A 14023-nucleotide genomic window follows, 5' to 3' on the forward strand; every position below is an offset into this window, starting at 1 on the left:
CCCCGGCCCATTCCCCCATCACCACAACAAAGAGTCTGGCCCCGCCGCTCACGCGGCGGGGCCAGAACCCCAAGATCTTCATGAGTCTTCTAGGCCGGAGACGACCCGCTCGCCGACGCGCCCGGCCTGCCGGAGCGGCCGACGCTGATCCGCCTCACGGACACCGACCAGGACGGGCAGGGACCGGCTCCGCACCCGGCGGTGGGGAGCCGTACCGCACGACAGCGGTGAGGTCGGCCGCGAACGAGCATCCGTACCGCACCTGCCGGTACGGCCGTCGGCTCATCGCCCTTCTGCTTGATCAGCGGTCTGCCGGGGACCGTCTTCCATCAGCAGGATCAACACGCAGGGGGCGACAGGACCGGGCAGCCCGACGACCTCCCCCAGGTTCTGCCAACCCCAGGAGGAGAAGGCGGCTTGTCCCGTCTGGTTGGCAGGATGGAGCAGGGCGACTCCGAGGCAGGAGTGCAGGTCTGTGAGCAGACGCCGTTGCAGGCGGCGGGCGATGTCGCGGTGCTGGGCGTGCGGATGGGCCACGACCTGAGTGAGGACGACGAACCGCGCGCGGGAGGTGAGCCGTTGGATGATCTCCTGGAGCGTTCGGTCGAACCCCCGGCGCCCGGAACTGTCGGGGCCCACCGGAAAACCGAAGGCGCAACCGACCAGCACCGTCGTCTCGGCGACCAGCAGCGCGAAGCCGGGGCGGTGGGCACTGACCGCCAGACGGCGCAGAAAGTCTCCACGGTCGTGGTACGCCTTGCCGGGGGTCCCCGCGACAGACTCCGCGGCCAGTTCCGCGATGTCCTCGCGCACATCCTCGGCCTGCCAACGGGTCAGCCGGCGCAGGCGGATCCCGTCCCTGAGGACCGGCTGATCCGGCCGGCGGGCGGGGTCCTCGGGCGCCAGCGTCCCGGTACACGTGAGGTCGCCGAGCTCAGCGGGCGCCCTGGGACTCACCGGGACCCCAAGAAGCAGCGAAGCAGATCCGGTGGCAGCGAGGAGATGGGTGATCTGCGCGCACGGGTGGTGCAGCAGCAGGGAGGCGGGTACCCGGCCGGCGCGCCGTGACGCCGACAGGAAGACGTCCAGCCCCCTGGCGTCGCAGGAGCCGACCATGGTCAGGTCGATGTCGATGACGGTCACGCCGTCCAGCAGACACTGCTCCAGTGCGGCCCGCAGCAGTGGTGTGGTGGCCGGTCCGATGTCACCGGCGAGCGTGACGAGCGTCCGCTCCCCTCGGTTCCGCCGATGGATGTCCAGCCGGGCAAGGGCCATCACGCTTCCCATCGGCAGGAGCCCGGGCCGGTACGGGTACGCGGTGCCGGCGCAGCCGTGCAGAGTTTGCGCGGAGTTGCTTCGACCGCGGCGGACATGATGCCGACCCGTCTCCGCGCCGGCCACTGGGGCGGCCCGGATTCGTCTCTCGCCGAGGACGACCCGGCGTGGCGGCCGGAGTGCGTGAAGCCCTCGGTACTTCAACCGTACGCCGCCCGCAACCGGAAACGGCTGCGCAGAGGGTGCCAGGAGTACGGTGGGGAGGGTCGAGGGTACTTCGTACACCAGTGACAGGGCTGGTCTCGTCCTCGGCGCGCGGTGCGGTAGAGGCCGCGTGACACCCCACGGACCATTTCCACGGCCCGGGACAGGTTCCGCCCGATGACCACCGAATCCCGGCACCCACCGTACTCATCCCCGACCGTGGACATTCCGGATGACCCTCCCGCCGAGGGCAGGGTCGAGGTCCGCATCGTCTCCATGGATGCCGAAGCGGCCCGGCTCGTCGCGGACGCCCTCCGGCTGCTGTTCGCCGGGGGCGAGCAACGCAGCTATCCGGCGGATCCTTCGGGCAGGGGGACGCGTCTGCACCTGACGCTCGACCCCGAGCGGAGCGCCGGCCCGCTCCGCTCCTGGCTGGAGGCCAGCAGGCCGCCGGTCGACGCGACGCATCCGGGCGAGACCGCGCGATGGGTGGGGCCGCCGAGCGGGCCTGCGCCCACGGAGCCCCCGACCGTGTCGAGTCTCCCGCCCGCATCAGACCAGGAGCCCTCATGACAACCACCCCTCCGCGCCACCCGCCCTCCGCCAGGCTGCGGCTGGGGGCGCAGCCCTGCCCTGGCGGCCCGGCCCGACGTATCGACGGAGCCTGGTGGCCGCGGTCGTACGACCTGACCGCCGAACTCCCCGGACTGCTCGCCGGGCTGCCGTACGGCTGGGGACACATCAGCAGCGTCCTCGTGAACGGGGCGATGTGGTCGCTGTCCGGGGACGGGATACTCGTCGACGACCAGATGGTGCACTTGCGCCGGACGGACCTGTCGCGGCCAGTACACACCGTCTGCCTGCTCGCTCCAGGACACGGCCGCTGGGACCTGCTCGTCGTGCCACCCGCCGCCACACAGGCGGAAGCCGAACGGCTCATGCAGACGGCCACGGCAGACGACCCGCTCACGGCCCGCACTGCCGACCCCGGGAGCTGACATCGCGGCTCGGGCGTCGTGCGCGCGGGCCGGAAGTCCAATGCCCTGACGGTGCGCGAGGCGACGGTGTGCGAGGCCGGTCGCCCTGACGTCAGAAGCTGATGTCAAAAACAGATGTCAAAAACAGGTGTCAAAAACAGATGTCAAAGGCCCCGGACCAAGATCGGTCCGGGGCCTTTCGGCTGGTGCCCGGCAGGATTCATGCTTACGTCCGGCTCGCGTGAATAGTCCATAAGGAGCATATTTGTAACCAATGGTGGGTGAGAGGACACGGACCGTGAACGACTTTTCCCGTCGCGGACTGCTCAAGACGACGGCGGTCGCAGGCGCCGGCGCGGTCGTCGTGCCGGCCGTTGCGGCGGCCGAAGCCCCCGGTACGAGGGCCGTGACGGAGGGCACCGTGAGCGAGGGGTACGGGGAGCAGTGCCCGGCGGCGAAGCTGACCGGCCGCATCGTCCGCCCCAACGACCCCGGGTACACGGACGCGCGCCTCGGCTGGGACCAGCTCTTCTCCCACTATCCGCTGGTCATCGTCTTCGCTCAGAACACCCAGGACGTGGTCAACGCCCTGACCTGGGCGCGGCAGAACGACGTCGCGCTGCGGATCCGGAGCGGCCGTCACAGCCTTGAGGGCTGGTCGAACGTCGACAGCGGCCTCGTGATCGACGTCAGCGAGCTGAAATCGGTCCACATCGATAGCGCCGCTCGCGTCGCGACGGTGGGATCCGGGCTCAACCAGCTGGAAGCGGTGACCACGCTCGCCAAGCAGAACTTCGCGGTGACGACCGGTACCGAAGGCAGTGTGGGCCTGGTCGGCGCGACGCTCGGCGGCGGCTTCGGCTTCCTCACCCGCTGGCTCGGCATGGCCTGCGACAGCCTGATCGGCGCCGAGGTCGTCGTCGCGGAAGGCGACGAGTGTGCCAAGGTGATCAAGGCAGATCTGCACCACAACGCGGACCTGCTCTGGGCGCTGCGCGGAGCGGGTAACGGCAACTTCGGAATCGTCACCTCACTGACCTACAAACTGGCCCCGCTCAAGAGCGTCACCTATATGCAGGTCACGTGGGACGGAGTCGGCGACCTGCGCAGGATCTTCGAGGCTTACCAGCGCACGGCGCCGTACATCGACAACCGCCTTGGTACCCAACTCGAAATTCACCCGAACCAGATCCTGCTGTTCGCGGTCCTCGCGGAAGGAACACCCGCGGAGGCGAAAAAGCTGCTGGCCCCGATCCTGTCGATCGACAGCCCCAAGGTGACGGTGCAGGTAGAAAACTGGGGCGACGTGTATGCGGGCTTCCAGACCCCGATCGCGGTCGAACCCGCGAACTGGAAGTTCTACTCGCAATTCACCAAGAAGCCGTTCCCGACCAAGGCGATCGACGTGATCGCCTCGTTCATGAAGCACGCGCCCACGGACGACAGCAACTACTTCGTTCAGGCGTTCGGGGGTGCGGTCAGGAGGACCCCCCGCGGCGGCACGGCGTTCCCGCACCGCGACGCGCTCTTCTACGCCGAGCCCGGCGCCGGCTGGGGCAAGCGCAGTGACCAGCGGGGCGTCTGCGACCCGCTCACCCCGAAGGCCCAGGCCTGGATCGCCGAATTCAGCCAGGCACTGCGCCCCTACGTGGACGGCGCCTACGTCAACGTGCCCAACATCGGCATGCAGGACTGGGAGACCGCCTACTGGGGATCCAACTTCGGCCGACTGCGCAGGATCAAGGCAGATTACGACCCCCGCAACGTCTTCCAGTACGACCAGAGCATTCCGCCCGCGTCCCGCTGACCGAGCACGGCCTGGGAACGGCCCCTGACCTCGGTCCTCGGTCGGGGGCCGCTCTCGCGTCCGGGCGACGTGACTGCCCGGTGTTCCCCGTGGTTCCCCGCTCGATCGGGCACGGCTGGGGCACGGCTGGGGCACGGCCACCTTCTGATCCGGAGCTTGCTGGACAGAGATCGATCGAGAAGGACCCTGCGGGCCCGTAGTGGCACGCCTGTGGCACACCCCCTGAAACGCCGAAGGGCCGGCCTGGGAGGAAACCCCTCCTGAGCCGGCCCTTCTCTCTGTGCCCCCGGCAGGATTCGAACCTGCGACACCGGCTTTAGGAGTTCGATCCGCGTCCGCTGCAACTGCTGCCGTCGACGGTGCGCGAGCCATCAGCTGGGGAGCTGCGCGCATTGACGGCGGTTCCGGCGCTGACCTGCGCGCACGGTACGACGCCGGCCACGCCGCGTCCCTGGCACGACTTGGTGCACGCAGAGACCGGCGCACTCTTCCGGTAGGTCGACGTCGTCGAGCAGCTCCGGCGGTCAAGCGGCTGAGGGCGCACGCGCTTTGGCACCAGCGGGCTGATGTCGGGGTGACTCAGTCGGCCCGGCCCGCCTGCCGACGCCGAATCGTGAGTATGGTCACACGAGTTGTCGTGGGGCGAGCACAACTGTCCGACTGGGGTCGGGTCTATCCCGCTGGCGGGCCACGGCTCCGGCCCACGCACCGCCGCAGGGCCACCCACAAATCCGCCCGGGGGGAATAGCATCTGGGTCCTGCCGCATCGCGAACAACCGCGACGGCATCTGCACTCTTCTCTCGTTCTTGTCCTGACCCCACGAGGTCGTAGTGAAGCTGTCCCGTGCCCAGGCGGCAATCGCCCCGGTTGGTCATCGCCTCCGCCACTGTGCCGGCGGGCCTCACAGCCGTCCGCGCTGCACGGTCCTGCTCCGTCCTTACGTCCCCAGGAGGCGCGGCCGTCGCGAGTGCCAAAGGCATCCCCGCGCGTGGCTGTCCTCATCCCGCCCGTCGGAGGAAGTGTGTTTTCCAAGCGCGGCCTGTTCGCGGCCGCCGCAACCGGAGCGGGCGCCGCTCTGCTGTGCAGCGGCGCCGCCTTCGCCAGCAACATGAGCGACTTCTCGGTGACCCCCGTGGCCAGTTGTGACACCAGCTCGGGTGTCGCCAAGGCCGCGATCACGGTCACCGACAAAGACAGCTCGGGTACGCCTGCCCACATCACCATCGGCCCGCACATGGCGTCCAGCCTGCCCGGCCCGGTGTCCGACCAGTGGGACTTCCCCCATCCCACCGCGGCCGGAGTCAGCCACACCTTATACGTGGACTGGGAGCCGGGGGCCCAATGGGACGTCCGCGTGACAGCCGGATCGATCAGGGACGAACCCATCACCCCGTACCCCACGTCCGCTGACAAGCCGTGCACCGTCCCGTCGTCGGCGCCGTCGAAGGTTCCGGTGCCATCCAACAAGCCGACCAGCAGCGCGGCGCCCGCCCCCGCGCCCAGCAGGACCGCCGCCGGCAGTGCCCCTGCCCCGTCCGCCTCGGCGTCGACACAACGCGCATCACTCGCCAAGACCGGCGGCGGCAGCGACAGCGGAATGATCGCAGGAATCGCCGGTGCCCTGATCGTCATCGGCGGCGGCGCGCTATTCACCTTCCAACGTCGCAAGGCCGCTGCGCGGCACTAATCCGGTCACGCGTAGCTCCGCTTCCCCGAGGGGAGCGGAGCTACAGGCGTGCGCTGTCGTCCCGCTCCTGCCGCCATGCGCGCCCGCCTGAGACCACAGGTCAGACAGGTAGGAGTCAAACCGGGCAGTGGGACAGCTGCGGCACAAAGACTGAGCGGGAACCGGGACTACCAGTCGGGCTTGAGCCCATGCGCTCTCAGTTCCGCGGGGATCAGAACCCGAAGTCTGAGACCTCGGCCTCATCCTTGTCAGGTCGATCACGGAGTCTCGGGGACGTCGATCAACTCGCGTTGATCCTCTGCTGATCGACCGCTCAGGGCCGGCGCCTACCGTCGCTGTGCGCGCCTGTTGGTGTCAGCTGCTGATGTCATCCACTAGGCGCAGCCTTGACAGACGCACCGCGCCCGTCACTCAAGCAGGCTAGGCAGCACCTAGAGCTGATCGCGTGAAGCGACGCCAAGGTGTCAACGGCACGTTGAGGAAGCGCGTATCACGCTTCTTCCAAAGCTTCCCCGAACTCACGCAGCACTTTGCTATAGCGGCTGCGGGCCAGTTCGTGCCCGACACCTATGGCGAGCGCGACCGGCCATTCGATCAGTTCCAGTGCCGTGAGGACGCCGAGGCCCGCGAGGAAGGCGAGTTGGTCCCTGGGCGGCAGTTCGAGTCGCAGGTCGCCCATGCGGACGGTCACCGAATTGCCCGAGACGACGTGTTCAGCTGCAGCGCGGGGCCCATGGGACCTCATGATCGAAACCTGCGCACTGGAAGGCGCCGTCTCGGGGCCTGTCTTGCTTACTTGCGCGGTCATGACTTGTTCCGTTTCATCGGCCGGTGCCGGGCATCCGCTCGACGTCTCTCTTCCACGCTAGCTCCATACGGCCTGGTGCCCCAGTTGGGAAGATCGCGTATGCGGATGCGGCCTGAGCTGGCGAGACGCTGACCTGTGCCTTCCGGGGATGCTCGCCGGTGTTCCCCGCTGTTCCCCGTCGGTCGCCGCCCCATCGGGCACGCCAGGGGCACGGGCGTCAGTCCCAGGGTCTCGGCGCCCAACCTTCGTCGGGCACGCACATCATGCGGTGAGCCGGCACGACGGGCTCACTGGGTAGTGGGTCGACCCCTCGGACACGTACAGCCACGATATCGATGGGGATCGGTGCGCGCCCGTAGACCTTCGTCAGTCGCCACCGGTACGGCTCAGGGACCTCCTTGGCGGGGAGGTCCACCATGGCGAGGCTGACCCACCGGTCGTAGTTGGTGGGGCACACGCGGACCGCTGCGCCGCACTTCGGGCAGGTGGGCGGCTCGATCCATGACGTGTCTTCAGGGGCGGGATCGGGCCTCGGCCCGGCTGTGGCCCCGTCGACTTCGGCCATCAAGCATGTTCATCCGCCGCGTCTACACCACTCCCCGCGTCACCCGCTACGCGGACCTCCTGCGAGAACTCAACGCCGGCAAGGGCATGGACGCGACGTCCTTCGCCCTGACGCACACGGAGAAGGCCGAGACGCTCTCGCGCCTGGACGGCGACATATACCTCGTCACCAAGACCCGTAAGTACGTCCTGCTGCGCCTGGACGAGATGCTGGCCGGGAAGCCCGGAGTCTCGTACGACCACACTCTGATCACCGTCGAGCACGTGCTGCCGCAGAACCCAAAACAGGGATCGCAGTGGCTGCGGAACTTCACCGACGAGCAGCGCAGTCAGTGGACGCACCGGCTGGGCAACCTCGTCCTGCTCAACCGGACGAAGAACGCCTACGCCCAGAACTACGACTTCACGGAAAAGAAGGCCAAGTACTTCACCGGCAGGCATGGCGTCTCCACGTTCGCCCTGACCAGCCAGGTGCTGCAGCACCAGGAGTGGGTGCCGAAACTGCTGCAGAAGCGGCAGCAGCGGCTCGTGGGGCTGCTGGCCGACGAGTGGGATCTGTAGGGAGTCAGGTACAGCAGCCTGCGGGGCTCACGTGCCGTGTGGGCTGCACGCTTATCCGCGAAGCTCGACTCGGGAGATGGCGGACAAGCCGGCGATGAGCTCGGCGGACCAGTGGGGGTGCGCGTTCAGGTCGTCGGGGAAGTGTATGAACATCTGCTTGCCTTGGATGAGCAAGCGCCCGGAGAAGCTCGTGGCCGACGCCGCACTGCCCTGGAGGACCGTCAGTTCCCAGTCGATGGGGTCAGGAGTGTCCCCAGCGGTCCTGCACAGTGCAAACTGGGACTCAGGCGTTGCCTTGAAGGCGAAGTATCCATCCTCTGCCGTGGAGTGGAAAAGACTCTCCTGCTTCGGCCGGGGACCAACTCCGCGTATCAGCAGCGGATGCCAGTCTGCGTCGGGGCCTGCCGCGGAGAGGTCTGCGGCAAGGCGCTTGCGAAGCTCCTGGTGGCGGAACGCGATGTCCACCAGTTGTTCGACAGCGTCGTCCGCTACCCGCCGGGCCTACGGCCAACCACTTTCCCACTTGGTTCTTTCGGTGAAGTGGTGCGTACCGCTCATCGCGGCCGATGAGGCGCGCCAGGAGCTGTGGTCACTGGTGCGGTGCGGCTTCCACCCCGTCGGGAGCAGCATGGCTTCGGCCGATGTCGCTTCCGGAGGAAGCGGGTCAGGAAGCCGATCCGTCGAGGCCGAGGCGGATCACGGCGAGTGCCTCGGCGATCTCGGCGGTCATCTCGTCGTCGGGGCCGAACACCATGCACATGTCCTGGTGGAGCGGTTCGAGGACCTGCCGGGCTTCGACGGCCCGGCCCTGGGCGAGCAGCAGCATCCCGATGTTGTGCCGTAGCTCGACGGCTTCCTCGCTCACGTCGCTGTCGACGGCCCGCACGACGTTCAGCACGCCCTGGAGCGCGGCGAGCGCGTCGGTGACCTGGCCGAGTTCGGCGCGGCACCGGGCCGCCTGGGCGCGGCAGGCGCGGGCCTGCTCGCCGGTGGGTCCGGCGATGCGGGCGTACGCGTCGGCGAGGGCGTCGAACTCGGGCAGCGCGGCCCGGTAGTCGCCGCCGAGGAGGCGGATGGCCGCTCGCTGGCGGCGCAGCGCCAGGACCTGCTTGCTCTCGGAGCCGAGGGCGAGGGCCGCGGGTTCGATGACCTCGCCGAGCACCTCGGCGGCCTGCGCGAACCGCTCCTCCTCCAGCAGGGCGTCGGAGCGGGCGTACGCCTCCTTGATGTCCTCGCGCAGCCGGGCGGGGACGGGCACCGGCTGGGCCCCCGGGAGGACGGCTGTCGGCGTCGGACCACCGGGCGCAGGGGCCTGGGCGCGGGCGCGGGGCGCGAAAGGGTGACGGAACACGCCCGTCGGGTCGGGCGCGCCGACCGGCCCGGCATCGGCTGTGCCGGGTTCTCCGCCCGGCGGCGGGAGGAACGGCAGCAGCCGCGCGTACACCTCCTGCGTGTCGGCGGGCCGCGCCTCGGGCGCCTTGCGCAGCAGGTGCAGGACCAGCTCCTCCATCGCCTCGGGGACGTCGGGCCGGAGCTGTCGCAGCGGGGTGGGGGCGGCGTTGACGTGCTGGTACATCAGCAGGTACTCGCTCTCCGCCTCGAACGCGAGGCGCCCGCTGAGGAGTTCGTGCAGCACACAGCCCAGCGCGTACAGATCGGTCTGCGGGGTGATGCGTCCGCCGCGGACCTGCTCGGGCGACATGTACTGGTGGGTGCCGATGGGGCTGCCGGTGGCGGTCAGTTTGGTGACGTCGGTGCGCAGGATCGCCGCGATGCCGAAGTCGAGGACCTTCACGGTGCCGTCACGGGCGACGAGGATGTTGCCCGGCTTGAGGTCCCGGTGGATGACCGGCACGTCGTGCGCGTACGACAGCACGGTCGCGACCTGCGCGGCGACGGCGGCCGCCCAGCTGATCGGCAGCGGTCGGCCGGGGTCGAGGTAGGCGGACAGCGGTACGCCGTCGACGAGCTCCATCACCAGGAACAGCCGCTCGTACGACGCGTCGAGCACCGCGTCGTACACCTGCGGCACGCCGGGGTGCTGGATGCGCGCGGTGATGCGGGCCTCGCGGCGGAAGCGCTTGGCGAACTCCTCGGCCAGCTGCGGGGAGGTGACCGACGCCTGCCGGATGAGCTTCACGGCGACGGGCCGGTCGAGCACGGCGTCGTAGCCGCGCCACACGTCGCCCATGCCGCCGTGGCTGAGCTCCTCCAGGAGTTCGTAACGGTCGGAGATCGCCTCCTGCGGCACCTTGCCCCCGGTGTGCGTGAAGAACAGTCACGGTAAGGGGTCAAGTGTGACCGCTGCGTCGATCTGTCGTCCAGCGGTCGTAGTGCGACAGGGCCTGGGCGCGGCGGTGGACGACGGGCAGGAGGGTGCGGCGGCCGGTCGGCCTCCCGCAGGCAGGACGTACTCCGCCCAGACCGTCTTGCCGGGGCCGCCCCGGCGCGGGTGCCAGTCCCAGCGGTCGGCGAGGTGCTCCACCAGGAGCAGGCCGCGGCCGGTGTCGCGGAGGTCCATGGGTGTCGCCACGACCGGTACGCCTTCCGTGCGGGTGTCGGTGACCTCGATCCGTACGGTCGTGGCGTCGCAGGCCAACGAGAGGTGGAAGTCGCGGCCGGGGACCCGGCCGTGCCGGACGGCGTTGGCGGCGAGCTCGGCGACGATCAGCGTCAGCGCGTGGTGCGTGTCGCAGTCGTAGGGGATGCCCCACGCATCGAGCCGCTGCCCGGCAAGCCGCCGGGCGAGCCGCGCGCCGCGCGGGGTGGAGCTGAAGCGCATCGCGAAGTGGCCTGCGGGGCTGGTGAGTCGGGGGACGCGATCGGGGGAGGCGGTCTCACTGTTCATACCCCCGACGTTCCCGTGGGTGACGTGGCGTGACCAGTGGTGACTCGCCGTCGCATGCCGGTTGTACGCGGCGGAGCGGGAGGTGTACGAGACGCGCCGCGTGACCAGCTCGGGGCGGGCGTGCATTCCCGCCACGCGGCGTCACTCCCCATGTGCGTCCGCTGTCCGTACCGTCGCCCGCATGGCCCGGCCCCGCACGCCCGGCGGGCGGGGCGTCACCTATGACACCGTGGTCAGAGCTGACCGAGGTCGATCTCCGTCGGGAAGGGGGCCGCTACCTTGAGGACGCCGGTGAACACGTCTCCGTCCCGGTAGGTCTTCGTCGCGGGGTCGAGAACGTAGGTGTACACGAGAGGGACGCCTGTCGCGGCTTGCTCGATCCGCCAGTAGAAGCCGATGCCTGCCTTGGCGTACTGGTCGACCTTCACGATCCGGTCGGTGGTCTCCGAGCCCGGGGACACCACCTCCGCGACCAGCAACACGTGCTCAGGACGGGTGGGGGTGATGTCGATCGTGTCCGCGCGGTACACGACGACGTCCGGGCGGCGATTGGTGAGCGGGACGTCCTGAAGCCGGACGTCGAAGTCCGTGTCCGCGTTCCACTCCGGGCCCGCCGCGGCATCCAGGGCGTTCGCCAGAATCCGGGCCAGCCGGTTGTGGCGCTTGGACGCACTCGGGCTCACGACGACCATCCCGTCCACGATCTCGATCCCGGCGCACTGCTCCTCGGACCAGGACTCGTACTCCTCCGCCGTGATCTGCTCATGCATCCATGCCGGAGCCACCATCTCGGCCGTCACGAAGCACCTCCCGGACACCTTGCTGCGGGGCCGATCCCGCTGGATTCAGCGTACTGTCCGCCATCCGTCCAGCACGCTGATCTCACTCACGTCTCCGGCAGTGTCCGGGCAACGCCGGATCTGATCACCGAAGAGACGCCAGAGACGGTCTGTTCATGCCCCGACGGTTCCGATGGTGGCGTAGCGTGACCAGTGGTGACACGCCGCCGCCTGCCGGTTGTACGCGGCGGAGCGGTGGCTGTGCGGGACGCGCCGCGTGACCGGCTCGGGGCGGGCGCGTCGGGCCGGGGAACTGGGCCGGGGAGGCGGTGGCCGATGGAGTCGGTCGAGTCGGTGGAACAGGGCGAGGGCGGGCGGGAAGACGCCGGGCCGAGGCCGGAGTACGAACCGGGGTCGGGTGTGGTGACCGCGTTCGGGCGCCAGGACCGCCGGATCAGATCCAGGTCACCTGGCGAACGTATACGCATTCGTGCCGGGGAACGATGAGGTAGACGAAGAATCCGCTGTCGATATGCGCGGTATCTCCCTTCGGACCCAGCCCTTCGTACTGTGTTCCGTCGAGGTAGAAGGCCGCAGCAGCCCGCACCAGCTCGTCAGCTTTCTTCTCGACCTCGGCGACGAACGCCGGCGGTGCTCCGCCGATGACGTACGCCTCGCTGGGGTCGTACTCCCACCTCCACGTCACTCGGACACCGCCTGTGTCGCCACGTCCTCGATGGCACGCAGCTCGTCCATGGCGGATCGGAATGCGGGGTCGTCCTTGCTGGTCGTGCCGTGGATCTTGGCGAGAGCACGGCTACGGCGTGCGGAGAGATCGGGCCGACGCTCGATCTCCACCTGAGCGGCCCAGTGGGTCAGCCAGTGCTGAAGGTGCCCGATCTTGCTGGTCCGAATCGCGGCGGCGAGTGCTTCTTCCTTGTGCTTTTCCATCTCGTCCAGGCGGTGAGGGGCGATACGGGCGAGCGCCACGCGGACGGCGTCGGGGGTACGTTCGGGGCGCGGTACCAGCTCCGTGCCGTGGTCCGGTTGTGTGCTCACGATGTCCTCCAAAGGGTGCCCCGGCCAGCATATCCAGCCGGGGCGTACGCATCAGACGTCGTCGTCCAGGCCCTCCTCGCAGCGGATCATCCGCCGCGCGGGGTGGAGCTGAACCGCATCGCGAAGTGGCCTGTGGGGTTGGTAGGCCGGGGGACGGGGTCGGGGGGAGCGGTCTCACTGTTCATGCCCTCAACGCTCCCGGCGGTGGCGTAGCGTGACCAGTGGTGACGCGCCGTCGCGTGCCGGTTGTACGCGACGGGGCGGGAGATGTACGAGGCGCGCCGCGTGACCGGCTCGGGGTGGGCGCGTTGGGCGGGGGAACGGGGCCGGGGAGGCGGTGGAGCCGATGGAGTCGGTGGAGCGGGGCGAGGCCGAGGGCGCGCGGGATGACGCCGGGCCGAGGCCGGAGGACGAGCCGGGATCGGGCGTGGTGACGGCGTTCGGGCGGCAGTTGAAGCTGCTGCGGGTACGGGCGGGCCTGGACCGGCCGGAGTTCGGGAGGCTCACAGGCTACGCGGCCCAGTCGATCGCCTCCTTCGAGCAGGGCCGGCGGATTCCCCCGCCGAGGTTCATCGACCGCGCGGACGAGGTGCTGGACGCCGGGGGCGTCCTCAAGGCGCTGAAGGAGGAGGTGGGGCGGGCACAGTATCCGGCGTTCTTCCGGGACATGGCGCGGTTGGAGGCGGGCGCGGTCGGCCTGTGCGTGTACGCGACGCATGCGGTGCCGGGCCTGTTGCAGACAGAGGAGTATGCGAGGGCTGTTTTCCGCATGCAGCGCCCGCTACTTGATGACGATGTCATTGAACAGCGTCTGACGGCTCGGATGGTGCGGCAAGACATCTTCACTCGTCGACCAGCACCGCTGCTGAGCTTCGTCATCGAGGAAGTTGTGCTGCGCAAGCCAATCGGTGGATGGGCGGCACTCCGAGGGCAGTTGGAGCAGATCCTGCTCGTAGGGCAGAACCGCAACGTGGAGATTCAGGTGATGCCGACTGAGCGAGAAGACCATGCAGGGCTGGGCGGCCCCTTCAATCTGATCGACACTGCCGAAGAGCGACGCATCGCGTACACCGAGGTACAGGACGACAGCCGCCTGTACACCAGTGCGGGAAAGATCCGTGAGCTCGAAGCCCGATATGGCATCCTCCGGTCACAGGCGCTCACCCCCTGTGAGTCGCTGGCCTTCATCGAGGAACTGCTGGGAGTGAAATGACCTTGCGAAGCACCGAGTTGACTGTGTCGGAGTCGGCCTGGTTCAAGAGCAGTTACAGCAGCGGCGGGGGTGGCGAGTGCGTAGAGGTCGCAGCCGCCGTCGACGGCATACACATCCGGGACTCGAAGGTCCGCTCCGGACCGGTTCTGACGGTCGCCCCCGACGCGTGGGCCGGGCTCGTCCGGCTGGCCGCCGACCAGACCGTCTGAGCCGTACGGTCGTGACCCGTGGGGCGCCCAT

The 14023-nt window shown here is 69.0% G+C and carries 15 protein-coding genes and 1 pseudogene; 7 read left to right on the plus strand and 9 right to left on the minus strand.

Annotation, left to right across the window (positions count from 1 at the left end; translation table 11 throughout):
• Nucleotides 1-282: 282 nt before the first annotated feature.
• On the minus strand, nt 283-1287 hold the full coding sequence (locus AB0A61_RS11965) for an STAS domain-containing protein (protein WP_361290055.1): 1005 nt from the start codon (nt 1285-1287) through the stop codon (nt 283-285).
• Nucleotides 1288-1656: 369 nt separating this feature from the next.
• Here AB0A61_RS11965 and AB0A61_RS11970 point away from each other — a divergent pair, with 369 nt between their 5' ends.
• From AB0A61_RS11970 to AB0A61_RS11985, 4 genes are all read left to right on the plus strand, one after another.
• A complete protein-coding gene (locus AB0A61_RS11970) occupies nt 1657-2052 on the plus strand; it encodes a hypothetical protein (RefSeq protein WP_361290058.1) in 396 nt (131 codons plus the stop codon).
• Entirely contained in the window at nt 2049-2477 is a 429-nt protein-coding gene (locus tag AB0A61_RS11975) for a DUF5994 family protein (RefSeq protein WP_361290061.1), read from the plus strand. Before AB0A61_RS11970 ends, AB0A61_RS11975 begins: the two co-directional genes overlap by 4 nt.
• A gap of 277 nt (nt 2478-2754) precedes the next feature.
• The gene (locus tag AB0A61_RS11980; protein WP_361290064.1) at nt 2755-4263 is read left to right on the plus strand and encodes an FAD-binding oxidoreductase; all 1509 of its coding nucleotides are present in this window, start codon (nt 2755-2757) and stop codon (nt 4261-4263) included.
• Nucleotides 4264-5285: 1022 nt separating this feature from the next.
• On the plus strand, nt 5286-5951 hold the full coding sequence (locus AB0A61_RS11985) for an LAETG motif-containing sortase-dependent surface protein (RefSeq protein WP_361290067.1): 666 nt from the start codon (nt 5286-5288) through the stop codon (nt 5949-5951).
• A 490-nt stretch (nt 5952-6441) separates the two neighbouring features.
• On the opposite strand, the gene AB0A61_RS11990 is transcribed toward AB0A61_RS11985, so the two are convergent.
• Both AB0A61_RS11990 and AB0A61_RS11995 read right to left on the minus strand, forming a co-directional pair.
• The gene (locus tag AB0A61_RS11990) at nt 6442-6759 is read right to left on the minus strand and encodes a hypothetical protein (protein ID WP_361290070.1); all 318 of its coding nucleotides are present in this window, start codon (nt 6757-6759) and stop codon (nt 6442-6444) included.
• 217 nt (nt 6760-6976) lie between these two features.
• Nucleotides 6977-7324 (minus strand): DUF6083 domain-containing protein, encoded by a 348-nt coding sequence (locus AB0A61_RS11995; RefSeq protein WP_361290073.1) that lies wholly within the window; start codon nt 7322-7324, stop codon nt 6977-6979.
• 5 nt (nt 7325-7329) lie between these two features.
• Between AB0A61_RS11995 and AB0A61_RS12000 the strand changes: the two genes are divergently transcribed.
• The gene (locus tag AB0A61_RS12000) at nt 7330-7884 is read left to right on the plus strand and encodes an HNH endonuclease family protein (protein WP_361290076.1); all 555 of its coding nucleotides are present in this window, start codon (nt 7330-7332) and stop codon (nt 7882-7884) included.
• A gap of 51 nt (nt 7885-7935) precedes the next feature.
• On the opposite strand, the gene AB0A61_RS12005 is transcribed toward AB0A61_RS12000, so the two are convergent.
• The 6 genes and pseudogenes from AB0A61_RS12005 to AB0A61_RS12030 form a co-directional block, all read right to left on the minus strand.
• On the minus strand, nt 7936-8349 hold the full coding sequence (locus AB0A61_RS12005) for a hypothetical protein (protein ID WP_361290079.1): 414 nt from the start codon (nt 8347-8349) through the stop codon (nt 7936-7938).
• Between the two features lie 199 nt (nt 8350-8548).
• Entirely contained in the window at nt 8549-10135 is a 1587-nt protein-coding gene (locus AB0A61_RS12010) for a serine/threonine-protein kinase (RefSeq protein ID WP_361290082.1), read from the minus strand.
• Nucleotides 10136-10294: 159 nt separating this feature from the next.
• Nucleotides 10295-10732 (minus strand): annotated as a pseudogene (locus AB0A61_RS12015) (ATP-binding protein); the annotation flags it as partial.
• 233 nt (nt 10733-10965) lie between these two features.
• A complete protein-coding gene (locus AB0A61_RS12020) occupies nt 10966-11532 on the minus strand; it encodes a Uma2 family endonuclease (RefSeq protein WP_361290085.1) in 567 nt (188 codons plus the stop codon).
• Between the two features lie 433 nt (nt 11533-11965).
• Nucleotides 11966-12217 carry a hypothetical protein gene (locus AB0A61_RS12025; protein ID WP_361290088.1) on the minus strand — a complete coding sequence of 84 codons (252 nt, stop codon included), beginning with the start codon at nt 12215-12217 and terminating at the stop codon, nt 11966-11968.
• Nucleotides 12214-12570, minus strand: coding sequence for a hypothetical protein (locus AB0A61_RS12030; protein ID WP_361290091.1), 357 nt, complete (start codon nt 12568-12570; stop codon nt 12214-12216). Before AB0A61_RS12030 ends, AB0A61_RS12025 begins: the two co-directional genes overlap by 4 nt.
• Nucleotides 12571-12916: 346 nt before the next feature.
• On the opposite strand from AB0A61_RS12030, the gene AB0A61_RS12035 reads away from it, so the two are divergent.
• Both AB0A61_RS12035 and AB0A61_RS12040 read left to right on the plus strand, forming a co-directional pair.
• Complete coding sequence (locus AB0A61_RS12035; RefSeq protein WP_361290094.1) at nt 12917-13783, plus strand: helix-turn-helix transcriptional regulator; 867 nt, start codon at nt 12917-12919, stop codon at nt 13781-13783.
• Nucleotides 13780-13992 carry a DUF397 domain-containing protein gene (locus AB0A61_RS12040; RefSeq protein WP_361290097.1) on the plus strand — a complete coding sequence of 71 codons (213 nt, stop codon included), beginning with the start codon at nt 13780-13782 and terminating at the stop codon, nt 13990-13992. The genes AB0A61_RS12035 and AB0A61_RS12040 overlap by 4 nt, the downstream gene beginning before the upstream one ends.
• Nucleotides 13993-14023: the final 31 nt, after the last annotated feature.

Origin of the sequence: Streptomyces sp. NPDC046197 (assembly GCF_040646295.1) — a bacterium.
GTDB lineage: Bacteria > Actinomycetota > Actinomycetes > Streptomycetales > Streptomycetaceae > Streptomyces.